Source organism: Streptomyces sp. NPDC005483, from assembly GCF_040606035.1.
Lineage (GTDB): Bacteria > Actinomycetota > Actinomycetes > Streptomycetales > Streptomycetaceae > Streptomyces.
Genome location: NZ_JBEXEA010000024.1, coordinates 50009 through 76114 on the forward strand (window position 1 = coordinate 50009; position 26106 = coordinate 76114).

Sequence of the window (26106 nt, forward strand, 5' to 3'; positions counted from 1 at the left end):
AGCGGTACGGGTAGGGCCAATTCGGTCACGTGCACGTGCATCTGCACCTTGCATCTGCATCGCTCATCCGAAACCATGGTCCCGCGCAACCGCTGCATCGCAACGACCGCGAGTTCCCGGGAGTGCCTCGCATGGGGATGAATGGATCGACCATGCTCGAGCCGTTAAGGCAGGGCCTTCCGCCGCTGGATCCCGCGGCCGCGTCCGACGCCGCCTCCTGTTCTCTGCCCGCCCGCTACGAAGCGGTGGGCGACGCACGGAGGTTCACCCGCAGAACGCTCGACCAGTGGGAGCTGAGCGACCACTTCGACGACATCTGTCTCGTCGTCTCCGAGCTGGTCACCAACGCACTGCGGCACGCCATGCCGGCGAACAGCGCGCACGGCGGGGAGCACAACCCGCCTGTGCGGCTGCATCTGATGCGGTGGACGGGGCGGCTGGTGTGCGCGGTGCGCGACCCCAGCCAGGAGAGTCCGGTCGCGCGCGATTCCGACGACTTCTCGGCGGAGTCCGGGCGCGGCCTGTTCCTCGTGGACTCCTTCAGCGACAGCTGGGGCTGGCACCCGATGGCGGAGACGCTGGGGGGCAAGATGGTCTGGGCGCTGTTCCGGCTCCAGCCGCACGCGGGGCCGGCCGCCGCTTCCGCCGAGTGACGCACCGCAGCGCTTTACGACGTCAAGTGTCTACGCGCGTTACACGGTGCGCGAGCACGGTTACCCCGGGTCACCCACAGGTGACCCGGGCTCAGCCCGCTATGAGGTGGTCGAACTCGCCGTCCTTGATGCCGAGAAGCATCGCCTCGATCTCCGCGCGCGTGTAGACGAGCGCGGGGCCGTCCGGGAAGCGGGAGTTGCGAACCGCAACTCCCCCGTCCGGCAGGCGCGCGAACTCCACGCAGGATCCCTGCGAGTTGCTGTGCCTGCTCTTCTGCCAGGCCACCCCGCGCAGATCCGTGGCCGTCATGCCGTTGTACACGTCCAGGTCCACAGGTCGCTCCCCGGTGGTGCGGTGGCCTTGTGGCCAGTGATGCAGTGGTCAACTGGTCCGGATCATAGCTCTGTTCACGTGCAGGTGCATGAGCAGATGCACGTGCACGAGGGGTGTTCCCGTGGTTACAGATGTGACGTGTGGGGCGCTAGATACGTTCCATCGTGTGCCCCAGAGCCCGCATCACATGTGTCCGCCAGCCCCCGTCCATGATCGTCCGGGACATCAGCTGAGCGGGATCGTCGGGATCGAATCCCTCGTGCACTAGGAAGAGACGCGTACCGCGCCCTTCCTGTTCCACCTTCCATGTGACGGTCCAGTCTGCGGAGTTGGCCGGATCGGCGTCCGTCCACCGGAGGCTGAGCATCCGCTGCGGCTCGTAGGCGAGAACCTCCACGTCGACGGTGCCGGAGAAGTTCGAGTTGGGCCGCGGGACGGAGGTCATGGTGTACCGGTGCCCGACCTCGAGCCGGAACGCCTCCGCCCCCTGCATCTGCCACTGCACGAGCAGTTCGGGCTCGGTGAGGGCGCGCCAGACCTTGGCGGGCGGGTGCGGGAAGAACTGGTCGACACGGATGACCGTGGGGTCGTCGTCGGGTGCGTCGCTCATGTCACGTCATCGTCGGGCATACGGTCCAGCAGCGCGCCCAAGTCCTTCAGCCGGCCGCGCCAGAACCGCTCGTACGGATGCAGCCAGTCCTGCACCTCGGCGAGCGGGGCGGCCTCCAGCCGGTAGATGCGCTGCCGGCCGGAGCGCTGTTCGGAGACGAGACCGGCCTCGCGCAGCACCCTCAGATGCTCGGACAGGCTCGGGCGGCGCATGTCGAAGTGGTCGGCCAGGGCCTGGACGGGCTGCGGCCCGCCGTCCCGCAGCAGCCGCAGCACCTCGCGGCGTACGGCGCTGGCGAGCGCGGCGAAGACGCGGTCCGCGTCGGCCTCGGTGGTCCCGGACTCGACGGCTCCTGGTGCGGTCATGCCGGCCTTCCTACTGGTGTGCCTCCGTCAGCAGCATCAGACCGTTGCCGTCGGGGTCCGTGAAGGTGGCCATGCGGCCCCACGGAAGCTCGTCGGGGCCCTGTACCGGGGTCCCGGCCTCCGTGAGCCGCGCACAGTCCGCGTCGACGTCGGTCGTGACCAACATGATCCCCCGGGCCGAGCCGGGCTCGAAGCGCGACCAGGTGGACGGGCGGCCGCGCGGCTGCTTCCGGGCCTTCGGGCTCTCCCGGGTGGGTCTGCGGGAGCAGGCGCACGCGGGACATCTGCCAGGCGTCCGCACCTCGTCTGGTAACCCTCACGGGTGGTGCTGGTAGCTTGCTGCGGTCCGTACGGCTGACCGCTACAGCTTGGAGCTTTAAGTGACCACGGCGACCTTCTCGCGCACCGTGTCGCGCCGGCGGGCCGGGCTCGCGGCCGCGGGGCTGGCGGGCGCGCTCGTCCTGACCGCGTGCAGCGGCGGGGGCTCCGACGACGACCCGTCAGCCGGCGCCAGTACGGCCGTCTCGCCGTCGGCGTCCGCCTCGGCTTCGGCTTCGGCTTCCGGGGGGACCGGCGGTACGTCCTCCTCGTCCGGCGAGGTGGCGGGCAGCTGGCTGGCGACCACCGGCGGCAAGGCCGTCGCACTGCTGGTCAACGGCGACCAGGCCGGGCTCTTCGTCACCGGCGGCACGGTGTGCAGCGGCTCCGCGAGCACCGACACGATCCGCCTGAAGTGCACGGACGGCAGCAAGAACCGGGTGAACGGGACGGTCGAGTCGGTCGGCAAGGACACCCTCAAGGTGAACTGGGAGGGCGGCGTCGGCGCCGAGACCTACACCCGGGCCAAGGGCGGCGGACTGCCGAGCGGGTTCCTGACGGCGAGCCCGGGGTCGTAGGGGAAGGCGTCGTCGGGGGCGGGCAACCGTGGCGTCCCGCGATGCGTGATGATCCATGCACCGGATCGCTCCCATCAGAGGACTGCACATGCGCGCCGCCCCCCTTGCCGTCACCGCTCTCACCGCGGCCCTGCTCCTGACCGGCTGTTCCAGCGACAAGGACAGCTCCGGCGGTGACAGCGCCGCCGCGAGCCCGAGCAACGGCACCACCTGCCGGATCGCCGACATGGACGTGGAGGTCGGGCCCGCCAACGTGGCACCCGCCGCCGGGGACACCGGAAACATCCCCGTCACGCTCACCAACCAGAGCGCCGAGTGCACGCTGGACGGCTTCCCCGGCATCGACCTGAACGCCGAGGACTCGTCGGCGAACGTCTCGCCCGAAGAAGGCACGAGGTCCACGAGGCTGACCCTGGCCAAGGGCACGGCCGCCACCTTCACCCTCACGTACACGCGCGGCGAGGCGGGCGGCAAGGCGAGCCTCGACGTGAAGACGCTGAACATCGCGCTGCCGGGGGCCGGGACCGCGAAGAGCTACAAGTGGTCGTACGGCCCGGTCGCGGGCCGCAGCGACAACGCCGGCGTCCCGAACGCCACCGTCAGCGCCTTCACTCAGGCCGGGGACTGAGCCGGGACCGGTTCGCGACCTGCGCCCGGTCGGCCGCCCGGGCGCCCTCGGTCCAGCCCGCCTCGTCGCTGACGCCGCGCAGCCGAGTCGTGGTGGTCTGCGGGAACATCCGGTCCGTGCGGTCGGTTACGGCGACCTCGCGGGAGGCGAGGACCGGCAGCAGGTCGTCGGTCACCGGGGCCTCGGCGGCGGTGCGCAGGCGGTCGCCGACGCGGTGGGCGTAGGCCGCGAGGAAGGACTGCCGGAAGGTCTTGGTGCGCTTGCGGCCGCCCGCCCGCTGGGCCGCCTCCGCCTTCGCCAGCGCGGACTGCGCCTGCACGAGCAGCGAGGTGTACAGGAGTTCGACCGCCGCGAGGTCGCCCTCGAAGCCGACGACCGTGGAGAAGGCGAACGGTTCGTTCCACACCGCCCGGCAGTGGTTGGCGGTGGCGACGGCGTCGAGCAGCACCGCCTTCGCCTGCTCGTACGGCGGCTCGACGCCGATCCGGCAGGCGCCGGGGGTGTCCTTCGCGGGCGCCCGGGCGTCGAGCAGCGCCTCGTCGACGCTGTGCCGGGCCATCAGCTCCTGCGCCTTGGCGGTGAGCGCCTCCGCCTCCTCGGGAAAGCCGGTCGCCTCCGCCTTGGCGAGCAGGGCGCGGATACGGCCGAGCATGCGGGCGTCGCCCTTGTGCTCCCCGCGCTCCCGCCTGGGGTCCTCCAGCGGCTCCAGCGCGGGCAGGCGCAGCAGCAGGCGGTACAGCTCCAGTACGGCGGCGGCGTGCGTGAAGCGGTCGGGGCGGGGGGTGTTCCCGTCGGGCTCCTCCAGCTGGGCGAGCTGGGCGGTCCAGCGGGGGCCGCGCGGGCGGTCGTCGGGGGCCTGGGCGCGGATCAGGGCGGTGGCGAGCCGCACATGCGTGGCGTCCAGTTCGCGGCGCACGATCCGTACGACGTCGGCGGGCTGCCAGCCGCGCCGCCATGCCTGCGCCACGAACTCGGCGCCGCGCCGGGCCAGTTCGGCGTCCGTCGCGGGGTCGGCGGCGAGCAGGGAGGCACCGGTGTCCAGGGCGGTGTCGTCGTCGGCGTAGAGGGCAGCCCGGAAGGCGCGGTCGACGACGGCGGTCGTGTCGCCGTTCGGGTCGCCGCTCGTGTCGTTGCTCTTGCTGCCGCTCGCGCCGCTGCTCTTGCTGCTGCTCACCGGACGATCGTCTCACTCCCCGAAAATCGGTCGCCCACGCGCGTGTGCCGCTTCGAGCATGGCGGCATGGTGGACATGTCTCTGTACGCGGCCTTTCTCGTGGCCGCCTTCGCGCTCTGTGTCACTCCCGGTCCCGACATGATGTTCATCGTGGCGATGGGCGGCCGGGGCGGGCCGGCCGCCGGGGTGATGGCCGCGTTCGGCGTGGCCTGCGCCATGCTCGTGCACACGGTCGCGGCGGCGCTCGGGCTGTCGGCGCTGTTCCACACGCTGCCGACGCTGTACCACGTGCTGCGCTGGGTGGGAGCGGCCTATCTGCTCCACCTGGCGGTGAAGGCGTTCCGGGACCGGTCGGTTCCGGACGAGGGCGGGGGCGCCGCCGGCGGGGCGGGGATGCGGCGGGCCTTCTGGCAGGGAGCCGTCACCAATCTGCTCAACCCCAAGGTGATCCTCTTCAACGTGGCGTTTCTGCCCCAGTTCGTGAACCCGTCGCTCGGCCACGTCCCGGGGCAGCTGCTGCTGCTCGGGATCACGCTCGTGGTCATGGGGTTCCTGTGGGACGGCGGTGTGGGGCTGCTCTCCGGGCGGCTCGGCAACGTCCTCAGGCGCAGTGCGCGCGTCAACCGGTGGATGAACATCGTCTCGGGGACGGTGTTCACCGGGCTCGCGGTGCGGCTGGCGGCCTCTCCGAAGTAGAGGCAACCTCGGGTTGACACCCTCTCACTGTCAACCTAAGGTTGACAGCATGACGAACCCCGAGATCACGTCATCCGTACGGCTCGACGACCTCATCACGGCCATCAAGAAGGTCCATGTCGAGCCCCTCGACCAGCTCCAGGACGCGGTGATCGCCGCCGATCACCTCGGAGAGGTGGCCGACCACCTGATCGGCCACTTCGTGGACCAGGCCCGGCGTTCGGGCGCGTCCTGGACCGACATCGGCAGGAGCATGGGGGTCACCCGGCAGGCGGCCCAGAAGCGGTTCGTGCCGAAGGAGTCGGCGGACCTGAACGCCGACCAGGGCTTCGGCCGGTACACCCCGCGGGCCCGCAACGTGGTGATGTCGGCCCACAACGCGGCCATCACCGCCCGCAATCCCGAGGGCCGTCCCGAACACCTCGTGCTCGGCCTGCTGGCCGAACCGGAGGGCCTCGCCGCCAAGGCGCTCGTCGCGCAGGGGGTCACCCTGGACGCGGTCCGCCAGGCCGCGACCGACGCGCTCCCGCCGGCCGCCGAGGAAGTCCCCGAGCTCATCCCGTACGGCTCCGACGCCAAGAAGGTCCTGGAACTCACCTTCCGTGAGGCGCTCCGCCTGGGCCACAACTACGTCGGCACCGAACACATCCTGCTGGCCCTCCTGGAGTTCGAACACGGCACGGGGGTCCTGTCGGGCCTCGGCATCGAGAAGGGCCCGGTGGAAGGCGCCGTCGCCAAGGAGCTGGAGGGGTACCTGCAGGTGCAGCGAGAACAGGGCGGCGGGCAGGGCTGAGGGAGTGTCCGCCAGACCCTCGCCATCTCGTCCTCGGCGGACTGCGGCTACGCGCCCCCCCTCGATGTCCGGAAGGTCCGTTGTCAGTGCCGCCTGGCAGACTCGCAGCCATGACCGACCGCTGGGCTCTCGCTCCGGCCGAGGACGGTGGTGTGGAGGTGGCCGCCCTCGGGTCCGACGGGCTGCCCGCCGGGCCGGTGCGCTGGGAGGGGGACCTGGCCGAGGCCGTGCGGAGGCGGCCGGAGGTGGCGCGGTGGGTGTGGCGGTCCACCGCCGAGGTCTATCCGCGACTGCTCGCCGCGGGGGTGCGGGTGGAGCGGTGCTACGACATCGAGGACGCCGAGACCCTCCTGCTCGGCCACGCCGGGCGCTCTGGCGAGCCCCGTTCGGCCGCCGCCGCCCTGGCCCGGCTGCGCGGCGGCCCCGTACCCCCCGACCCGCCCCAGCGCGCCGCCGAACCGGGATCGCAGTCACCCCTGTTCGAACCGCAGGGCGTCCCTCTGCCGCTCACCGACCTCGCCGAGGTCTACGCCGACCAGCAGCGGCGGCACGACAGCACCGCGCATCCCGACCGGATGCGGTTGCTGACCGCCGCCGAGTCGGCGGGGATGCTGGTGGCCGCCGAGATGAACCGCGCCGGGCTGCCGTGGAGCGCCGATACCCACCGCCGGGTGCTGCACGAACTGCTCGGCGAGCGGTACGCCGGTGGCGGCGAGCCGCGCCGACTGGCCGAACTCGCCGACGAGGTGTCCGCGGCCTTCGGGCGCCGGGTGCGGCCCGATCTGCCCGCCGATGTCGTCAAGGCGTTCGCGCAGGCCGGCATCAAGGTGAAGTCGACCCGCCGATGGGAGATCGAGTCCCTGGACCACCCGGCCGTGAAACCGCTGGTCGAGTACAAGAAGCTGTACCGCATCTGGGTCGCGCACGGCTGGTCCTGGCTCCAGGACTGGGTGCGCGACGGCCGCTTCCGGCCCGAGTTCCTCGCGGGCGGGACCGTCACGGGCAGATGGGTCACCCATGGCGGCGGCGCCCTGCAGATCCCCAAGGTCATCCGGCGCGCGGTGGTCGCCGACCCCGGCTGGCGGCTCGTCGTCGCCGACGCCGACCAGATGGAGCCGCGGGTGCTGGCGGCCATCTCCCGCGACCCGGGGCTCATGGAGGTGGCCGGACGTGAGAGCGACCTCTACCAGTCCGTCTCCGACCGGGCTTTCTCCGGCGACCGCTCCCAGGCCAAGCTCGCCGTACTCGGCGCGGTCTACGGCCAGACCTCCGGCGACGGCCTCAAGAACCTCGCCGCGCTCAGACGCCGCTTCCCCAAGGCGGTCGCGTACGTCGACGACGCGGCCCGCGCGGGCGAGGAGGGCCGGCTGGTGCGGACCTGGCTGGGGCGCACGTGCCCGCCGGCGGTCGGGGCGGGTGACGCGGAGGAGGCGGGTATCCCCCAGGACGATCCGGCCGGGCAGCCCGCTTCCGGCGAGGACGGCTGGGTGCCCGGGTACGCCTCCACCAACTCCCGTGCCCGCGGCCGGTTCGCCCGGAACTTCGTGGTGCAGGGCAGCGCCGCCGACTGGGCCCTGCTGCTGCTCGCCGCGCTGCGCCAGGCCTTGGCGGGGAGGGCGGCCGAACTCGTCTTCTTCCAGCACGACGAAGTGATCGTGCACTGTCCCGAGGAGGAGGCGGAGGCGGTCGTGGCGGCGATCAGGGAGGCGTCGGAGCTGGCCGGGCGGCTGACGTTCGGCGAGACACCGGTGCGGTTCCCGTTCACGACGGCGGTGGTGGAGTGCTATGCCGACGCGAAGTGATCACCGTAGGCCGGAGTCGTCGAGCAGCGCGATGAGCTCCTGGAGCACCGCCTTCTCGTCCGTGCCGTCCAGCGCGTCGAGAGCGGCCCGCCACTGCCCGTACGCCTCCTCGGTCCTGCCCCGCTCACGCAGCAGCAGTCCGTGCTGGTGGCGGGCGAGGGCGCCGGTGTAGCGGTCGGCGCGGGCGTCCGCGCGGCGCAGCAGTTCCGCGCACTCGGCGGCGGCGCGTTCGCCGTGCCCGATCAGACGCAGGGCGCGGACCAGGCCGAGGCGGCTCCGCGACTCGCCGTGCCAGTCGCCGGGGCTGCCGAGGATGCGCAGGCTCTCCTCGAAGTGCGCGGTCGCGGCGGCCGGTTCGCCGAGGGTGAGATGGGCGTAGCCGATGTTGCAGTGCGCCGAGTGCCGCACGACCACGCTGCCGGTCTCCTCGCCGATGGCGAGCGAGCGGCGGTGCTGCTCGATGGCGGCGCGCGGGTCGGTGTGCTCGTACAGGTTGCCGAGGTTGCTGTGGGTGACGGCCTCGCCGAAGGGGTCGTCCAACTGCCGTGCATGGGCGAGGCTCTGCCGCAGTGCCTCGCCCGACTCGGCGTACCGGCCCAGGTTTTCGAGCAGCAGACCCCGGTTGTTGAGGCAGCGGCGCGTCCAGGAGTTCCTGCCCAGGCGCCGCCAGATCGCGAGGGCCCGGTCGTTGAGGGCCAGGGCCTCGCTGTGCCGGCCGGTCAGGAAGTGCGCTCCCGCGAGGTCGCCCAGGGCGCACGCCTCGGCCTCCTCGTCACCGAGCCGCCGCGCCACCGTGAGCGCGGCCCGGCCGAGGGCCTCCGTCTCGGCGACCCGGCCGCTGCGCTGGAGGAAGGGCGAGAGCAGGCGCAGCAGGGTGGAGACATGGGCGGCGGTGCGTTCGTCGGGGGTGTCCGTGTGCTGTTCGGCCAGGGCGACGATGTTCTCCAGCTCCGACTCGCCCCAGGCGAAGGCCTTCTCGGCGGAGGGGAACGGCGGGATGGCCAGTACGTGCGCCGCGTGCTCCGGCGGCTGCGCGGCGGTCGGGCGGCGGCGGTCCTCCAGGTCGAGGCCGGATTCGACGATCGCGGTGAGGGCGCGTTCGGCGACGGCCGCGTACCAGCGCAGGGCGGTACGAGCGATACCGGGGGCGTGCCCGAGGCCCGCGAGTTCCCGCGCGAAGTCGCGGACGAGGCCGTGCGGGGCGTAACGGCCGTACGCGGTCTCCTCCAGCAAGGCCACGTCGACGAGGCGGTCGAGCGCGTCCTCGGCACGGGTCTCGTCGGTGCCGTCGGTGCCGAGGAGGCGGGCGACGAGGGGGACGCCGTAGGTGGGCAGGTCGAGGGCGCCGATGCGGCACAGGGTCAGGGCGGCGTCGCGGTCCGACCTGCGGCCGGAGGCGGCGAGGGCGTCGTGGGCGACGGCAAGGGAGCGGCGGACGGAGAGGTCGTCGTACTCCAGGTGCCGCAACCGGTCCTCCGTGGCGGCCAGTTGATCGGCGAGGACGTCCGGGGTGAGGGCGTGACGGGCGGCCAGGCGGGCGGCCACGACGCGCAGGGCGAGGGGGAGGCGGCCGGTGAGTTCTATGAGGGGGTGCGTGGCGTCTATGGGGGTGGCGGAGGTCGTAGGAGCGACGGCATCGGGAGTGATGGGGGTGACAACGGCGCCGGGGCCGTTCCGGTCGTCCCGGCCGTCCCGGCCCGACACCGCGCGCAGCAACTCCGCGCTCTCCTCGGCCGAGAGCGGGGAGAGCGGGAAGCGGTGGGCGTCGTCGAGGGCGGTCAGGGGGGAACGGCTGGTGACGATCACCGCACAACCGCCGCCGGCCGGCAGCAGCGGCCGTACCTGAGCGGCGCTCGCGGCATCGTCCAGCACCATGAGCGTGCGAGTGGGCGCGAGCAGCGAGCGCAGCAACGAGGCTGCCGCGTCCGGGTGTTCGGGAATGCTGCGCGGGTCGGCGCCGAGGTCGCGGAGCAGGGCGGTGAGGGCCTGGGCCGGGGTGAGGGGGGTCATCCCGGGGGTGGCGCCCTGGAGATTGACGTAGAGCTGGCCGTCAGGGAAACGTTCCCGCAGCCCATGGGCGACATACAGCGCGAGCGCGCTCTTGCCGACGCCGGCCATGCCGCTGACCACACCGACGGCCGGGCCGCCGTCGGAGGTGAGGGCGCGGCGGAGGTCGTCACGGGTGGGGACACGGCCGGTGAAGTGACCGGGGGCCGGCGGGAGTTGGGCCGGGCGGGGCAGGAGGAGGGGCGCCTCGGGATCGGGGGACGACGGGTCGTCGTCGGCAGCGGCGGCTGAGGGAGGTCGGGCCGGGAGCGACGGAGGGACGGCCTGGGGCGGCGGAGGAACGGCCTGGGGCGGCGGAGGGACGGCCTGCGGGGCATCTCCGCGCGTAGCGCCTGCGCGAAGCGTGCCGGGAGCACCCGAACGGCTCCTCTCGCCGGCCGCGCCGAAGTCGACGGCCTTGCCGGGGCGCCCGGTTGTGGCCGTCCGGTCCGTCTCGCCGCCCCGATCGGCGTCGGTGCTCCCGCCGCCCTCTCCCCCGCGCAGCACCCGCACGTGTGCCTCGCGGACCGCCGGGCCCGGTTCCACGCCGAGTTCCTCGACCAGGCGGGTGCGCAGGTCGCGGTGGACGGCGAGGGCCTCGGCCTGGCGACCGGTGCGGTGGAGGGCGAGCATCAGCTGGCGGTGGTAGGACTCGCGCAGCGGGTGTTCGGCGGCCAGCGCGGAGAGTTCGGGGACGAGGGCGTCCGGCCGGGTGCCGGCGAGGGCGAGCTCGGCGTCGTAGTGCCACTCCAGGAGGAGCAGCCGGGCCTCCTCCAGGCGCTGGACCAGGGCGTATCCGGCGAGTTCGGAGGGCACCCCGCTGAGCGGCGCGCCCCGCCACAGTGCGAGCGCCGCCGCGCATGCCTGGACGGTCTCGGTCCAGTTCCTGGCGGCGTGCGCGACGCGGGCCCGGGCGGCGTGGCTCTCGAAGACCTGGACGTCGAGTTCGCCCGGCGCGACGCGCAGCAGGTAGCCGGGGGCCACCGCCTGCAGCCGTTCTGGGTCGTCGAGCAGCCGTCGCAGCCGGGAGACGTGGTTGTGCAGGGACGCCTTGGCGGAGGCGGGCGGGGTGCTCCCCCACAGCGCCTCCTTGAGGGACTTGGTGGAGACGACCCGGCCGGCTTCGAGGAGCAGCGCGGCCAGCAGGATCCGCTGCTTGCGGCTGCCGACGACCCGTACACCGGCGCCGTCTTGGCCGTGGCCGCCGTGGTCGCCGTGGCTGCCGTACAGGATCGGCGGCCCGAGCAGTCCGAACCGCAGCCCCGACTGCTGCGATCCGCGCCCCATCACGCCGCCCACTTCTGGCGGAATTCCGCCCTCTTCACGGCGGTTTCCCGCCAGCCGTCCGACACCGGCCACTGCCGGGATCCGCTACCGCCCCCGCGGTTTCCCACCGTCGGCTCCCCATCACCGCCGTCGACTTCACGCCAACCGGCGTACATCACAACGTAGATGCGTTGGCCAACATGTTAGCGATTTGTTGGCGCAACCTGATGTGATCACAACATCGGATCTGGCCCGAGGGCGCGCGCGTACGACGCGCAACTCGGGGGAGTGTCGCCGTCGTGGCCGGATCCGTGGGACGCGAGAGGGTCCCGGTCGGCGGAGGTGAACGACCGGGGCCCTCGTCCTGTCCCCGGCGCCAAGGGCCCTCAGATCACGGGCGGGCGTCCCAGCCGGGTGAGGTGCCACACCGTTCGCCACCGCATCGGCCGCCGTTCGCCGGCCGGTTCCCGCAGGCCCTCGGCGAATCCGTCGAACCATGCCTTCAGTCCGCTCGACGACCGGGTCCGCAGCAGGGTGAGCGCCGTCCACACGCCGAGGTGCACGGGGATGAGCGGCAGGGGCAGCCGGCGGCGGACCAGCCAGACGCGGTTGCGGGCGTTGACCCGGTAGTAGATGGCGTGCCGGGCCGGTGAGGTCCTCGGGTGCTGGAGCAGCAGGTCGGGCGCGTACAGGATGCGCCAGCCGCGGTCGGCGGCCCGCCAGGCCAGGTCGATCTCCTCGTGCGCGAAGAAGAACTCGGCGGGCCAGTCCCCGGTCTCGGCGAGCATGGCCATGCGGAGTGCGTGCCCGCCGCCCAGGAAGCCGGTGACGTATCCGCCGCGCATCGGGTCGGAGGCGCCGACGCGGGGCACGTGCCGCTGCTGGGTCTCGCCGCTCTCGTCGGCGATACGGAAGCCGACGATGCCGAGCCGCTCGTCGGCCGCGAACAACTCCTGTACGCGGCGCAGCACATCGGCGTCCACGAGCAGGCCGTCGTCGTCGAGTTCGACCACGACGTCCACGTCGCCGAAGTCCCGCAGCCGGGCGAGCGCCACGTTCCGCCCGCCGGGGCAGCCGAGGTTCTCCTCGATGTCGAGGGTGGTGACCTCGCCGGGCAGGGACAGCCGCTCGGCGAACTCGGGCAGCCGGCAGCCGTTGCCCGCGATCACGACCCGGGCCGGGGCGATGTCCTGCTTGGCCACGGACCGCAACAGGGCGTCCACCTCCTCGGGCCGGTTCCCCATGGTCACCACGGCCACGGCGATCCTCGGCGCGCCCATGTCCTCACCTCGTCCCGTGCGTCCCCTTGTCCCGGTCGTCCCGAGGGGCATCAACCGGCGCGATGCTAGCCGTTCACGGTAAGGACTTCTCAGGTACGGGGATCCGTGGGCGAGGCGGGGCGGAGGGTGGTGGGGCAGGGCGGTTCACTCGGACGGGTCGGTTCTCTGCCCGGCGCGGGTGGGCCGGTCCGAACCGGCCCACCGCGTCACCGCCACCGCGTCACCCCCACCGCGTCACCCCCGCCGGTTCTCCCTCCGCCGTACGAACTTCAGCCCCGACCAGTCCTCCCCGAGCGACGCGACCTTCACGTCCACGACGCCGAGCGGCAGGAAGACCTCGCGCAGGGCGTTCTCGGTGATGTCGCTGACGTGCCCGGCGGCCCTGCGCGGCCAGGCGATCCACAGTGCGGAGTGGTCCGCGAGGCCGGTGACCAGTTCACCCGCCTCGGCGGCGAGCCGGGCGTACTCGCGGTGGAAGGCGACGACGACGTCCGCGCCGCGCGAGCCGCCGGCGGCGACATCGCAGCCGTCGGGCAGACCGGGGATCTCCCACCCCTCGGGCGCGCCGTCGAGCCGCACCCGGTGCCCCGCCTTGATGCCGAGCTTCTTGGCGAGGGGCGTGGCGGAGTAGCCTCCGGCCGACCCGGTTCCTGACATACGGCACCTCCGCGCGCTGGTCCAGCCCGTCCACTCCACCCCATCGTGACGGTCCGGACGGAGGATGTCCGTCCGGACACGGCGTCGCGCCGTCTCGCTACCGCACCAACCGCGCGAGCAGCGTGGGAAGTACGGCGAGGACTGCGAGGGACTGTGGCCAGGGCGGGGCCTGCCCGTGCCGGCGGCTGGATCGTCCTGTCCCGCCGGGCGAGCCTCCTCGCCCTGGCGCACCGGCTCCAGGGCCTGCACGACCAGCAGCCGGGGACGCGGGCCCAGCACGAGGACCGTGATCCCGAGCAGACGCTCCAGCACCTGCTGTCCCATGAGTTACCCAGGACCAGAGCGCTGCTGATCTACGACGGGGCGGAGGACGACTCCACCATCCGGCAGCTGCTGCCCGACACCGGCAACGGCGGCCAGGTGCTGATCACCTCCGTCAACCCCGTCTGGCAGCGCAGCGCTCCCCACCACCGCATCGCCCTGGAGGCGTTCACCGCCGAGGAGGCCGTGTCCTTCCTCCGCAACGAGAGCGGGGTCGACGACGAAGCCGGACTGGCGAAGATCGTGGACCGGCTGGGACGGCTGCCCCTCGCCCTGGAGCCCGCGGCGGCCTCCCTGCGCGACGAGCCCGACATAGAGGCGTACCTCCAGGCCCTGGACGTTCCCTCGCAGGTCGCTCCGTCCGCCCGACCGGAGACGAGCCCGAGCGGCGCCCCGGCCTGGATCCACTCCTTCAAACAGGCCGAGACGAAGGACGCGCTCGCGGGTCTGCTGCTGCGGCTGTGCGCCTTCCTCGCACCGCAGGGCATACCCAGCTACTTCTTCGAGGCCGAAAGACAGCGCACCGATCTGCTGCCGAGACCGCTCGCCGAGGGCGTCACCCAGCCGTCGCGGGAACGCCGTATCAAGGACACGGCCAGGAACTCCTCGCTGCTCACGGGCGAGGCGAAGCTGGTGATGCACACCCAGGTGCAGGCCGTGATCCGCGAGGAGATGCCCCAGGCGGAACAGACCTTCCACGCGGCCGCCGCGGCGTGCCTGGTCAACGGCTGGTTCCCGGAGGACCCGGAGCAGGAGAGCACCTGGCCGCAGTGCGTCGAACTGCTCCCGCACGCCCGGGTGGTGCTCGACCACTGCGGAAGGCTCGGGGTCGTCGACGAGAACACCTCGACCCTGCTGCAGAGCATGGGCGAGTACTTCCGTGTGCAGGGCGACCGCACCGAGGCGGAACGGCTGCTGATGGACGCCCTGCGCCAGCGGGAGAACCTCTGGGGCCGCCAGAACTCGCTCGTCGCCAACACCCTGGTGTCCCTCAGCCGGCTCAAGGTGCTCAGTGCCGAGCTGCCCGAGGCACGCAGCTTCGCCGAGGACGCGCTCAAGATACGGCTGCGCCTCGACGGCGACCGTGATCCGCGCACGCTGGAGAGCCGCATGCAGTTGGGGCGGGTCCTGCGCGAGCTCGGTGACTTCGACGGGGCGTCCGAGGCCGCGGCCCAGACCCTGCTGCGGCTGCGGAGGCTGTCCGAGACCGACCCGGTGAAGATCGCCGACGGTCTGTGCGACCTCGGCCTGGTCCGCTGGCGGCAGGGGCGGCTCGGCGAGGCGCTGAACCTGCACCGCGAGGCACTGCAACTGCTGGAGCGGGCGCCCGGGGACGGCGAGCCCGCGCGACGCAACCGTACGGCGTTTCGTCCACCAGGCGCTCGGACTGGCCCTGTTGGACTCCCAGGACCTGGAGGGAGCCGAGAAGCACCTGAGGAGCGCGCTGGAGGTCCTGGAGTGTGCCGGCTACGCGGTCGGCCACCCGGTCGTGCTCTCCTCGTCCGTCCATCTGGGCGAGACGCTCCGGCAGCGGGCGGCGAGATACCGGGGCCGGGACGACCGGCGCTCCCCGGCACGTGAGCGTTCCTCGCCGGGGGAACGGGAGGCCGAGCGTCTCCTCGCCGAGGCGAAACGGATCTTCGACCAGGTGCTGTCCGCCCCCCACATGGACGGCGACCGGGACCATCCGGACCGCGCCTGCGCCCTGGTCCGCTACTCGCATCTCCTCCACGACCAGGGAAACAGCGAGGCGGCGCTGACGGAGGTCAAGAACGCCATCCGGATCTACACCGAGAAGTACGGCTCCCAGCACCCCTACGTCGCCGAGGCCCGCTACCGCCGCGCCCTGATCCGCAAGGGAAGCGGAGCCCAGCCGCTCCGCTGGCGCGAGGACCTGACCACGGCACGGACATCTACCTGCGGGTGCATCCCGAGGACCACCCCCTCATCCAGCGCATCGAGGAGGAACTGCGGGACGCTTCCGGCCCGACGCCGGGTGAGACCGGGGGCGACCGTCATCCCTGAGGTTCCGTCCCATCTCTTGCAGTGGGTTCAGGGGCCGCCCCGCACCAACTTCGACGACAGCGACTGGCGCGCGCCGGGAGTGCAACCGGCACCCCGGGGCGAGCTGCGCGCCCAGGCCCGTGGCTCTACGAGAACGTGGCCGCTCCGCAACGCCCTGGCCCGCCCGCGCGGGGCTCAGCCGTCGATCACCCGGGCCCGCCCCGCCGTCGCGAGGTCGTACGCCCCGGCGCAGTGCCGAGTTCGTACCGCCCGAACGCCGACGCGAGCCGGAAGGTCCCGCCCGTCGGCTCAGCGGAGCGGCCGCCGAAGGGTCGCGCTCCGGCCACCCCACGCGTGTCAGGGCCGGGATCACGGCCAGTCGCGCGGCCCGCGCGGCGACGGCGCCACATCCGGCAAAAGCAAAAGCCCCAGGTCACGGCGAGTGAGTCCTGAGGCTTCCACAGAGCCGCCTTCGGGATTCGAACCCGAGACCTACGCATGTCGAGACCGTGAGCGTTCGTGTTGCGTAGTGCCTGATGGTGCTGCTGAGTGACGTTCTGCCTGATCAGAGAATGTGCGCTTTGCTGTCGGCATCCAAAAGATCGGACAGCAGGCGCCACCGTTCCGTGCGCCGCATGCCGTCGGCGAGGACGACGGTGAGCGTCGCCTCGGCAACCGCCATCTGAACCTGCTTCCCGGTGCCCGAGGCCCGCTCACCCTGGCACGGTGGCGGCTCGGCAGGCCACCTGCCCAGCGATGCCTCGGTTTCCGGATCAGTGCCAACAGCTTTCCTTGCCGCCGTCCCGCTCGGTACCGACCGACACCGCATAGGCGAGGCCCGTGCCGACCTCGGGCTCGGGCGAGAAGCCCTTGGGACGGAGGTCGACTTCGAGCAGCAGATGCCGGCCCTGCTCGGTCCTGGTCCAGCAGGCGCCCTCCACGGTGGCGGGCGGGGCCCCGGGGGCGGGGTCATGCTCCACCTTCCAGCCGGCCGCGGCGGCGGTCTTGGTGTAGTGGGTGATGACCTCGTCAGGTGTGCCCGGGAACGCGTACAGGCGGTCCGCGTGCAGCCAGGGCGCTCCGCTGCTGTCGTCGTCGCAACCGGTGGTCACGCCCACCCCGCGGTAGTTGGCGGGTGCCGAGGCATGGGCGGGCGCTGAGTCGAGGAGTGGCTGCCTGGACAGTCGCTTGAGTTCGGCTGCCGTGTCGTGGCAGCCGTCGCCGCCGCCGAGGGCTGAGCACGCGCTGAGGAGAGCGGTCGGCAGCAGGAGGGCCGCCGCCAGTATGACGCGGGTGCCGACGGACGGTGATGTGGGGGACAACGATGCTCCTGGGAGTACGGGTGGTCGTGGCCGCGGGGACTGGTGACCGGGCGCGGCCCCCGTCCAAGGGGACCGCGCCCGGTCTGTTGTTCGTTCAGATCACTGCTGAGCGCTGACGGTGGCTAGCCCCACAGGTAGCCGTACCGGAACAAGTAGCTGCCGACCTGGTACAGATACTGGAACAGGAGTCCTCTGTTGAGCCAGTAGCGTGTCTGTCCGCGGTTGTAGCTGCTGCTCTCGAAGATCCGTGCCACACGGTTGTTGTGCTGGTCCACCTTGGTGTCGCAGCGTCCGTGGCGAGGACACTTCTCCCCCCACTCATGGGCGTTGCCTATCCGCTTGGCCGCCGCCGCCCCGAAGAAGTACGTCAGGCTGGACTGCCAGATGAAGTGGCGGACGGCGTTGCGCCGGCCGTGGTTGCCCTTGATGTTCCAGGACAGGATGCCGGACAGGTACATCACGAACACGCAGTTCGAATAGCCCAGGCTCATGCACGCCCCGGCCTCGTGACACGCCTTGCCGCACCGTCCGTCGAGGTCGTAGTTGTTGACGGGGTCGCCGCTGCCGTATTCGTAGGCGTTGGCGTTGCCGCCGCGGACCGGGTCCAGGGACAGGAAGCGGCCGGTGGTGGGGTCGTAGAGGCGCGCTCCCATGAGGGTGAGCCCGGTGACCGTCTCGTCGGAGCGCTGCTTGCCTCCCAGCCACGCGTACCGCACGGACGACTGGCCCGCCCTGGGGTTGCCGTACTCGTCGGCGTCCAGGACGGTCGGTGCGACCGAGGTGTCGGCGGGCAGCCGCAGGGTGATGTCCCCGTGCAGGTTCGCCAGTTGCAGGATCACGCCACCGGTCTTGGTGGTCGTCGCGGCGAGGTTGCCGTCGGCGCCGTCGATGTTGCGGGTGACGCTGCCGGCGGTGTCCTCGGTGATCCACCGGGGGTTGTCGCCGTCCGAGTCGTAGTGGTCGACCTTGGCCGAGGTCTGCGTCCAGGTGCCCGAGGAATTGCTCTCGGTGGTCCAGGAGCGTAGGCGCAGGGTGGCGTCCAGGCTCCAGGTCTGCCGACTGCTGCCGGCGGTCTCCTGGCGGATCAGGTCGTTGGTGAAGTAGGCCAGGGTGGCTCCGGGTGCGCTGGTGGTGCGGCCGAAGGCGTCGTAGACGTAGCCGGAGTTCACCAGCCGGTCAGCGGTGTCGTAGGCGTAGGTCGTCGTGGCGGCGCCGGCAGTGGTGCAGTCGGCACCCACCGCCGAGGTGGCCGTCGCCAGGGACTTGCGGTTGCTGTTCTTGTCGTAGGTGTACGTGCGAGTGGTGCAGTAGGCGTCGGTGCTGGTGTCCTGGACCTGGGTGAGGCGGCCCGTGGCGTCGTAGGCGTAGGTCTGGGACGCGGTGACGCCAGGGGTGCCGGAGTGCGTGGCGCGTTGGCCGTGCGCGGTGAGGGTGACGCTGTCGGAGACCAGGACGGTGCCGTCCGAGGTACGGGTGTACACCCGGCTGGTCATCGCTCCCGTGGTGTCGGCGGACTGGGTCACGGTGTAGCCGCCGGGCAGTGTCTGACTGGTGACGGCGCCGTCGGCGTCGTAGCGGGCCGTGAACGTCCCGGCCACCGAGTCGGTGACCGAGGTGGACAGGCCGCGCGGGTCGATCGTGGTGTCGTAGGTGTAGGTGGTCGTGGACGGGACGTTGTCGGTCGCCGTGACGGGCCGGTCCAGGGCGTCGTACGACGTCGTGGTGGTGCCGCCGTCGGCGTCGGTGTAGGAGATTTCCCGGCCGAGCGTGTCGTAGGCCTTGGTGATGGTGCCGCCGTCCGTCGACGTGTCCTTGAGCGGCAGCCCGGTGGCGGCGTCATACGTCGTGGTGCCCGCCGGCACCGCGGCGCCGAGCCCTCCGGTGGTGGTGACGGTGGTCGCCCGGCCCGCGGTGTCGAACCCGGAGGTGGTGGTACGGGTGACATTGTTGGCCGTCTCGGTCACCTTCGTGGGCTGGCCGTACAGGCCGTACTCGAAGGTCTTCGTGGGAAGTTGGGCCGGGTTGCTGCCGCCGCCGCTGATCGCGGCCGCCGGGGCGGTCTGGCAGACCAGGTCGGCCCATTCGGGCCGGTTGCCGCAGGTTCCCGTGCCGTCGGCGGTGTAGTACGTGGTCCTGGTGGTGCCGGCGTCACTCCCGCCGGAGGCGGGCTGGGACGTGGCCGCGACCCGGTTCTGGCTGTCGTACGAGGTCGCGGAGGTGAGGCCCAGGCCGCCCGGATCCTGGGTGGTCCCGGTGGGCTGGCCCTTGGTCCAGTTGATGGTGTGGGTGGTGACGCGGGGGTCGGCCAGCAGGGTGGACCAGGAGCGCGGCTGTGCGCCCTCGGTGACCTTGGTGACCTGGTCCTCGATGGTCGCCGTGCCGTCGGTGGGTCGGCCGGTGTCGTACTCCTGGACGGTGTGCGCGCGGGCCGCGAGCTGACTGCCCGCGTCGGCGAGCGTGGTGGTGCCGCTCGTCAGCTTCGCCTCCAGTGTCACCTGGTGCAGCGGGCCGTAGGTGTCGGTCTCCCGGACGCCGTCGGCGCTGTAGACCGAGACGGTGGACAGCAGTTGGGCGCGCTCGGCGGACGACAGGGCGTTGATGCCCAGGTTCGTCAGCTGGGTGCGCTGGGCCGCGGTGGTGCCGAGCGCCAGTTCGCGGTTGGCCGCGGTCAGGGTGCGGGTGGTGTTGCCGAACCCGTCGTACTCGGTGACGTTGGTGTGGTGACCGGGCACGGTCTGGTCGACCTCGCGGCCGGAGGCGTCCAGGTAGTGGATGGTCGCCCGCTGGTATCCGGTCGAGCCGAGGGACGGGCCGTCGTGGGCCGAGGGCACCTGGTCGGCCGGGAAGACGGCGGTGCCGTCGGTGGGTACGTCGGTCTGGCCCCAGGACGCGGTGGCCGTCGCGCCGAGGTCCTCCGGCGCGGAGCCGCCGCTGAGCGGAACGCCGTAGACGATGTTCGTCTCGGCGGTGCCGTTGGTCTGGGTGGCGCTGCCCGGAGTGAGGGAGGGACGGGACACCTTCAGCAGCATGCCGTCGCCGGCCGCCGGGTTGGAGCCCGCCTGGCCGTAGGCGAAAGTCCACGGCAGTTGTCCGGGCGGTGTCTGGGTGGTGACGCGTCCGGCGGAGTCGTAGCCGTACGCCGTCTTCAGCGCCGGGGAGATCCGCGGGTCCCAGGACTCGACGAGGCGGCCCGAGCCGTCGTACCGGTAGGACGCCACGGCCGTGGCCGTCGCGGCAGCGGCCCCGGGCGCGGTGGACCACAGCCGGAGGGCCGAGACCTGGTCCTTCACGTCACCGGGCGCCGAGGCGGTCGCGGTGGTGGTCGTCGCGTAGACGAACTCCAGGACGCGGCAGCCCTTGGCCGAGGGGTCGGCCTGGCAGGTGGCGGCCGGGACGGCGGAGGTGGCGGCGATGAGGTACTTGGGCCGCGCGGTCTGCACGCCACCCACGGTGACCGGCTCGGAGACGGTCGTGGTGGTGGAGTCCGCGACACCGTCGGTGTACGAGGTCTTCGCCTGCCAGGTGGTACTGGTCGACGTGGTGCGGGCGAAGGTGGTGACCTGACCGTCGCTGCTCTCGATGGTGAAGGTGCCGGAGAAGGAACCGGTGAGCGTGTAGTCCTCCGAGCCGGGTTCGGGTACCCAGCCCTTGCCGTCGGCGGTCGCGGTGAAGCGGATCTCGGAGTTGTCGGCGGCCGTGACGACGCTCAGCGAGGTGGCCGAGGTCTTGCGCAGATAGGAGAACGGCGTGTCCACCTGGTCGGACGCCGCGCCGTAGGCCCATTCCTTGCCGAAGACGGGCGCCTGGTCGTCGTGGGCTCCGGCCTGAGGGGACCGGGAAGAGGCCGTACGGTCCACCGTCAGACCGAAGAAGGAGGCGTCGGTGGCCGACACGTTGTAGTCACCGGTGAGCAGGTTGAGCGAGCCGGGGCCGACGTCCGCGGTGGCCGCGCCGTCGGCGCCTCGGTCCACCACCACACTGATCGCGTCGGACGACGCCGAGGCACCGGAGCCGGTGAAGTCGGCACGCAGCTGGACGTCACCGTCGGGGTTGACGGTCGAGGTGGCGTTCCAGGTGAGCTTGGCGCTCTTGCCCGCGGTGAGCGGGGCCGGCCAGGACGACAGGGGCTGACCGCCCGCGGTCACGTCCGCCGCGGGCACCGGGGTCCACGCGTCGGCATCGCCACGCCGCCAGTCGAACGAGACACCGGTGTACTTGCCGCTGTCCGCCTCGGCTGTCAGCGGCACCCGGGCCGCGGTGCGGGTCCCGTCCCGGGGGCTGGTGACGCCGCCCGGTCCGACGTGGAAGGTGTGGACGACCGGGTCGGACTTGTTCTCCGCCTTGTCGGTGCTGCGCACGGACAGGATGTTGGTGCCCGCGGTATCGGGCTTGATGGTGATCTTCACCGCAGTCGTGGAGCCGCCGGTGGGCACGGTGGTCCAGGTGACGCCGTCGAGTGACCACTCGACGCCGTTCTGGTCACCGGCGGGCGGGGTGACGGTGAAGACGCCCGGCTGCCCGACTCCCTTGACCCACTGGTCGGCCGGGTAGTCGGTGGAGGTCACCGAGGACGGCGCGGAGGGCGCGGAGGTGTCGACGGTGAAGGTCTCGTACGCCGACCACGCGTTGTTGTAGTGCGTGCCGTCATAGGGGTTGGTGCGGAACTTGTACGTCTTTCCGTTCTGCAGGACCCCGGCCGGCACGGTCACCGACGCCGGCTGCCCACTGGGCACGTACGGCGACACCAGGTAGTTGCCGACCTGCGTGCCGGTGGCCGCGTCGTCGATCTCGAAGGTGCCGTCGACCGTGTCGTTGTTGACGTCGGTGAAGGTGTCCCGCAGCGTCGGCGTGGTGGTGTTGACGTACCAGACGCCGTCGCTGCCCTTGAAGAAGGGCGGGCCGGCCTGCCGGTCGGTGCCGGTCTTGGGCCGGTAGTTGTAAGTCATCGTCAGCTTGGGCGGATTGGAGGCGGCGTTGGCGGAGTTGATCCGCTTCCACTGCGACACCACCGACTCGTCACTGGCCTGCAGACCCATGTTGCCGCGGGTGGCCTTGGCCGAGGCCCACTCCTGCGCCAGCGTGGTCACGTCCGCGTTGATCCAGCCGTCCGGCTGGGCCGAGCACCCGGCGTTGCCCGTCGTCTCGGTGGAGGTGGCCTTCTTCGCGATCCACGACGGCTGGGCGGTCCAGCGCGAGGAGGTGGAGGCGGCGCCGGTGGACCACACGTCCCACGGGTAGGGCTTGCAGTCGGTGTTGCCCGAGTGGAAGTTCCACAGGCTCAGCTTCGCGCTGGAGACCAGCGAGTCCTGGATCGGGGTGGTGTTCCAGGAGATGAAGGACCGCGCGGTGCGCGGAGTGCCGTCGGTGTTCTTGGTGCCCGGGTTGCCCAGGTCCAGCTCGGTGTCAGTGGACCAGTCGACGGTCTCGCCCTGCTGGACATAGGTGTCGAAGACGTTGGACAACGACGAGGTGGACGGGTCGACGGTCACCGGGTAAGTGGTGTCCGGGTCGGTGAGGAACCGGGCGTCCGGAGTGACCACCAGGTCGATCGAGGAGCCCTTCTGCACCACCTTCATGCCGACCTTGGCCTTGTGGGTGTGCTCACCGGAGCGCTTGTCGACAGTGGCGTCCCACATCATTGGCGCGGGCATGACAGCCCGTTTTCTGCGCTTGCTGTCGGTGAACAGCACGCTGCCGTCGGGCAGTTGCTTCGCCGTCAGGCCCTTGGCCTTCAGCGGCAGGGTGTACGAGTAGCTCTCCGAACCGGGGCGCTCCTTGATCTGGACGTACTGCTCGAAACCGGTGCGCGTGGCCTCCACGACCACGTCCGCGCCGGGAATCGCGTCGACGTACTTCGCACGCGTTCCGTCGAGCTTCGGCCTGGGGAGGCCGCCTTTCCACTGGAGGGCGATCTGCTGGGCGCCTTCGCCCAGCGTCACCAGGCTCGTCGCCTTGGCCTCGCGAGCGGCCTTCCACGATTTCGCCGGCGCCCCGGACCCGCCGGTCAGCCTCAGCGCCTCGGGGTGAGCCTTGGGCTCGACCGTCCCGTCCAGCTTCTGAACCAGGTTCAGATCGACGTTGCGCCACTTCCCCGTGGCCTCGTCCCTGAAGCGCGTGGGACCGGCGGTGAGTTCGGTCGTGAGAGAACCGTCCTTGTTCGCCCACGTCGTGGAGGTCTCCGTGCGCGCGGACAGCGCCTCAACCCGCCTGCCCGACAACCGTGCCGCCACCCGCGCGGACGGGATGTCCGCCGCCTGCGCGGCCGCGGCCTTCTTCGGCGCCTTGGGGGCCTGGGGTGCCTGGGCTGGGACGGCGGCCGACGCGTACGCGCCATCGAGCATCGTCAGGGTCAGGGCCGCAGAAAGAACTCCGGCCACCCACCGACCGCCCCTCGCGAACCCAGGACGTGGTCTATGTCTTCGGGACGAAGGCATACGAAAAGTCACGATCTCCCCCGTTTCAAGTCGTGAAGTTGTGTCCCCCGTGTGGGGCCGCTGTGAAGCTACCCGCAGCCAAAAGAAGATGATTGCCCGTAAGGGGCGGCAAAGAGGATCTTTCCGCCTGTCGGCGATGGAAGCCTTTATGCACTCTTGACGCGCCGGGGCGGGCGAACGGGCCTAAGGCTGGGGCGAGTTGCATGTCCGGGCAATTGACGCCGCACGCGCCCGTGCCATCTGGTGCGAGAGGAAGACGCCCAGGGGACAGACACGGCACCCCTGTCGCCGCACGCGGCTGAAGCACTTGAGCCCAAGAACTCCGCGGCAAGAACGGAACTTGCCGGTGCAACGCATCCCCATGGTCGTCATGGTGTTCTGCCTGCCACAGGTCAGCCTACCCAACGCGGGGAGGGCGGATCTTCGCACAGAGAGCCCTCCGCAAGCGATCCTCACCCCGTGGACCATGCGTTGGAAGGACGCGCTCCACAATCCGAAGCGCTCTGTTCGCCTCGCCTGCGGGCAGGCTTTCCCGGCGACTGCCGAGCCGCGACTGGGCGAGCCACCGGCACATTGATCTTCTGCAGGGCTCTGGCTGTCAAGGCACCGCTTCGCGCTCCGGGCTCTCCCGCCACGGCCGAAGATGAGCCCAGCATCCACGCGGCCTAGCGCGAAAAGGAAACCCGGCAGCGATGCGGATCCGCTCCGCCCGCCCTCTCGGCGCACAACTTCAGGACGACTGGACCCGGCCGAAGTCCCTTACAGGTAGCGCTGCTCGGCGACGACTTGTAGGGATGGAACAACGACCGAGCGGCCGTTCGCACGCACCGAGCGGCGCACTTGGCCACCGCCGCTGCACGCCGTTGGCACGTTTGGCCACCGGTCGGCCACCAAAGGGCACACGGCCGGACTTCTGAGCTGAAGGCAGTGACAGAAATAAGGTCACAGAACAGCAAAAGACCCAGGTCACGGCGAGTGAGTCCTGGGCCTTTCAGAGCCGCCTTCGGGATTCGAACCCGAGACCTACGCATTACGAGTGCGTTGCTCTGGCCATCTGAGCTAAGGCGGCGCGCCGTCCGCACCATGGTGCGGTCAGCAACGTCGGTAAGTCTACACAGTTTCCGGGGGTGCTCCGCACCAGCCCTGGGGGCGCCCCCGGACGCTCCGGTGACCAGGTCAGGAGCAGCGTTTCCCGTCCGCGGGAGGGGTGCCGCGGAGCAGATACGCGTTGATCGCGGAGTCGATGCAGCCGCTGCCGCGGCCGTAGGCGGTGTGGCCGTCGCCCTCGTAGGTGAGCAGGCGGCCCGAGGTGAGCTGGGCGGCCAGGGCGCGGGCCCAGCGGTAGGGGGTGGCCGGGTCGCGGGTGGTGCCGACCACGACGATCGGGCCGGCGCCCCGCGCCTCGATGCGGTGCGGCTCACCCGTGGGCCCGACCGGCCAGTACGCGCAGTTGAGGGAAGCCCAGGCAAGGCCCTCACCGAAGACGGGGGACGCCTTCTCGAAGGCCGGGACGGCCTTCTCGACCTCCTCCGGACTGTCGTAGGCGGGCTGAAGGTCGAGGCAGTTCACGGCCGCGTTGGCGGACATCAGGTTGCTGTAGCGGCCGTCGGCGTCCCGCTCGTAGTAGCTGTCGGCGAGGACCAGCAGCCCGGCGCCGTCGCTCTCCTTCATCGCCGAGCTCAGTGCCTCCCGCAGCTGCGCCCATGAGCTCTCGTCGTACATCGCCGCGATCACGCCGGTCGTGGCCAGGGCCTCGCCGAGTGTGCGGCCGTCCGCGTCGCCGGTGGGGATGGGGTGCGCGTCGAGCTTCCGGAAGAATGCCTTGAGCTTCCGGCCGGCCTCCGCGCTCGGTGTGCCCTTCGCTCCGAGCGGGCAGTCCGGCTGCTGCACACAGTCCTTCGCGAACGACCGGAACGCCATCTCGAAGCCCGCCGTCTGGTCGAGGTTCACCCGGCGCGCGGACAGTGAGGGGTCCATCGCACCGTCCAGCACCAGCCGCCCTGCGCGACCGGGGAACAGTCCCGCGTACGTCGCCCCGAGGAACGTCCCGTACGACGCCCCCACGTAGTTCAGCTTCGCGTCGCCCAGTGCCGCCCGCACGATGTCCATGTCCCGGGCCGTCTCGACCGTCGACACGTGCCGCAACAGCTTCGCCGAGTGCGCGCCGCACTCTTCCGCGAACTTCTTGTAGGCGTCGACGAGTTGGGCGGTCTCGCGCGCGTCGTCGGGGGTGCTGTCCGTCTGGGTGTACGTGTCCATGTCCCGCCCGTCGAGGCATTCGACTGGCTCACTGCGACCGACCCCGCGCGGGTCCACCGCGACCATGTCGTAACGGGCCCGCACCTCGGCCGGGTAGCCGATCCCGGCGTACGCCTGGAGGTAGCCGACCGCCGAGCCGCCCGGTCCGCCCGGGTTCACGAGCAGCGACCCGAGGCGCTTGCCCGGCCCGGTGGCCTTCTTGCGGGCGACGGCGAGCCGGACGTCCCCGCCGGCCGGCTTGTCGTAGTCGAGCGGCGCCTTCAGCGTGGCGCACTCGAAACCGGGGATCCCGCAGCTGCGCCAGCGCGCCTTCTGCCCGTAGTACGGCGACAGCGCGGCCGGCGTCGACCGGGGCAGCGCGCCCAGTGCCACGTCGGCGGCCGAGGTGGCCGAGGTTGCCGAACTCGTCGATGCACCCGCTGAGCAGGCGGAGACGAGCAGCGCGGCGACGGCGAGGAGGGCGCCGCCGGTACGGATCCTGCGCGCCGGCGCCGGTGCCGGTGCCCGACGCACGGGAAGCTTCCGGCTCGTGTGGCGGGGATTTCGCCTGATGTGCATCGAGTGAG

Annotated in this window: 18 protein-coding genes, 1 tRNA gene and 1 pseudogene; 8 read left to right on the forward strand and 12 right to left on the reverse strand. The window is 71.5% G+C overall.

What is annotated here, in order from left to right; translation table 11 throughout:
* Nucleotides 1-152: 152 nt before the first annotated feature.
* Complete coding sequence (locus ABZT06_RS35565; protein ID WP_355750666.1) at nt 153-653, forward strand: ATP-binding protein; 501 nt, start codon at nt 153-155, stop codon at nt 651-653.
* Between the two features lie 91 nt (nt 654-744).
* Here the strand turns inward: ABZT06_RS35565 and ABZT06_RS35570 are convergent, their stop codons facing one another.
* The 4 genes from ABZT06_RS35570 to ABZT06_RS35585 form a co-directional block, all read right to left on the reverse strand.
* Nucleotides 745-987: a DUF397 domain-containing protein gene (locus ABZT06_RS35570; protein ID WP_031042736.1), complete on the reverse strand. Its 243-nt coding sequence runs from the start codon at nt 985-987 to the stop codon at nt 745-747.
* 148 nt (nt 988-1135) lie between these two features.
* Nucleotides 1136-1597: an SRPBCC domain-containing protein gene (locus ABZT06_RS35575; protein WP_355750669.1), complete on the reverse strand. Its 462-nt coding sequence runs from the start codon at nt 1595-1597 to the stop codon at nt 1136-1138.
* Nucleotides 1594-1962, reverse strand: a complete 369-nt coding sequence (locus tag ABZT06_RS35580) for a metalloregulator ArsR/SmtB family transcription factor (protein WP_355750672.1) — start codon at nt 1960-1962, stop codon at nt 1594-1596. Before ABZT06_RS35580 ends, ABZT06_RS35575 begins: the two co-directional genes overlap by 4 nt.
* Before the next feature lie 10 nt (nt 1963-1972).
* Nucleotides 1973-2128 (reverse strand): VOC family protein, encoded by a 156-nt coding sequence (locus ABZT06_RS35585; protein WP_355750675.1) that lies wholly within the window; start codon nt 2126-2128, stop codon nt 1973-1975.
* Nucleotides 2129-2156: 28 nt separating this feature from the next.
* On the opposite strand from ABZT06_RS35585, the pseudogene ABZT06_RS35590 reads away from it, so the two are divergent.
* The 3 genes and pseudogenes from ABZT06_RS35590 to ABZT06_RS35600 all read left to right on the forward strand — a co-directional run.
* Nucleotides 2157-2297, forward strand: a pseudogene (locus ABZT06_RS35590) (uS14 family ribosomal protein); the annotation flags it as partial.
* A 45-nt stretch (nt 2298-2342) separates the two neighbouring features.
* Nucleotides 2343-2858 (forward strand): hypothetical protein, encoded by a 516-nt coding sequence (locus ABZT06_RS35595; protein WP_355750678.1) that lies wholly within the window; start codon nt 2343-2345, stop codon nt 2856-2858.
* An 88-nt stretch (nt 2859-2946) separates the two neighbouring features.
* Nucleotides 2947-3486, forward strand: coding sequence for a DUF4232 domain-containing protein (locus ABZT06_RS35600; RefSeq protein ID WP_355750681.1), 540 nt, complete (start codon nt 2947-2949; stop codon nt 3484-3486).
* Here the strand turns inward: ABZT06_RS35600 and ABZT06_RS35605 are convergent.
* Complete coding sequence (locus ABZT06_RS35605) at nt 3467-4660, reverse strand: DUF2786 domain-containing protein (protein WP_355750684.1); 1194 nt, start codon at nt 4658-4660, stop codon at nt 3467-3469. The two genes, ABZT06_RS35600 and ABZT06_RS35605, sit on opposite strands and share 20 nt — an antisense overlap.
* A 66-nt stretch (nt 4661-4726) precedes the next feature.
* Here ABZT06_RS35605 and ABZT06_RS35610 point away from each other — a divergent pair, with 66 nt between their 5' ends.
* From ABZT06_RS35610 to ABZT06_RS35620, 3 genes are all read left to right on the forward strand, one after another.
* Nucleotides 4727-5356 carry a LysE family translocator gene (locus ABZT06_RS35610; protein WP_355750687.1) on the forward strand — a complete coding sequence of 210 codons (630 nt, stop codon included), beginning with the start codon at nt 4727-4729 and terminating at the stop codon, nt 5354-5356.
* A gap of 49 nt (nt 5357-5405) precedes the next feature.
* Nucleotides 5406-6149: a Clp protease N-terminal domain-containing protein gene (locus tag ABZT06_RS35615; protein ID WP_355750690.1), complete on the forward strand. Its 744-nt coding sequence runs from the start codon at nt 5406-5408 to the stop codon at nt 6147-6149.
* A 110-nt stretch (nt 6150-6259) separates the two neighbouring features.
* Nucleotides 6260-7951 (forward strand): bifunctional 3'-5' exonuclease/DNA polymerase, encoded by a 1692-nt coding sequence (locus ABZT06_RS35620; protein ID WP_355750693.1) that lies wholly within the window; start codon nt 6260-6262, stop codon nt 7949-7951.
* Here the strand turns inward: ABZT06_RS35620 and ABZT06_RS35625 are convergent, their stop codons facing one another.
* From ABZT06_RS35625 to ABZT06_RS35635, 3 genes are all read right to left on the reverse strand, one after another.
* Nucleotides 7952-11284, reverse strand: coding sequence for a BTAD domain-containing putative transcriptional regulator (locus ABZT06_RS35625; RefSeq protein ID WP_355750695.1), 3333 nt, complete (start codon nt 11282-11284; stop codon nt 7952-7954).
* Nucleotides 11285-11649: 365 nt separating this feature from the next.
* On the reverse strand, nt 11650-12543 hold the full coding sequence (locus tag ABZT06_RS35630; protein ID WP_355750697.1) for a glycosyltransferase: 894 nt from the start codon (nt 12541-12543) through the stop codon (nt 11650-11652).
* Between the two features lie 234 nt (nt 12544-12777).
* Entirely contained in the window at nt 12778-13200 is a 423-nt protein-coding gene (locus ABZT06_RS35635) for a DUF3052 domain-containing protein (protein WP_355750700.1), read from the reverse strand.
* Nucleotides 13201-13353: 153 nt separating this feature from the next.
* Here ABZT06_RS35635 and ABZT06_RS35640 point away from each other — a divergent pair, with 153 nt between their 5' ends.
* Nucleotides 13354-15102 carry a tetratricopeptide repeat protein gene (locus tag ABZT06_RS35640; RefSeq protein ID WP_355750703.1) on the forward strand — a complete coding sequence of 583 codons (1749 nt, stop codon included), beginning with the start codon at nt 13354-13356 and terminating at the stop codon, nt 15100-15102.
* Between the two features lie 1196 nt (nt 15103-16298).
* On the opposite strand, the gene ABZT06_RS35645 is transcribed toward ABZT06_RS35640, so the two are convergent.
* The 4 genes from ABZT06_RS35645 to ABZT06_RS35660 form a co-directional block, all read right to left on the reverse strand.
* Nucleotides 16299-16847, reverse strand: coding sequence for a hypothetical protein (locus ABZT06_RS35645; RefSeq protein WP_355750706.1), 549 nt, complete (start codon nt 16845-16847; stop codon nt 16299-16301).
* A 122-nt stretch (nt 16848-16969) separates the two neighbouring features.
* On the reverse strand, nt 16970-23188 hold the full coding sequence (locus ABZT06_RS35650) for a DNRLRE domain-containing protein (protein ID WP_355750823.1): 6219 nt from the start codon (nt 23186-23188) through the stop codon (nt 16970-16972).
* A 1088-nt stretch (nt 23189-24276) separates the two neighbouring features.
* Nucleotides 24277-24350, reverse strand: a tRNA-Thr gene (locus tag ABZT06_RS35655).
* A 107-nt stretch (nt 24351-24457) separates the two neighbouring features.
* Nucleotides 24458-26098 (reverse strand): alpha/beta hydrolase, encoded by a 1641-nt coding sequence (locus ABZT06_RS35660; protein WP_355750709.1) that lies wholly within the window; start codon nt 26096-26098, stop codon nt 24458-24460.
* Nucleotides 26099-26106: the final 8 nt, after the last annotated feature.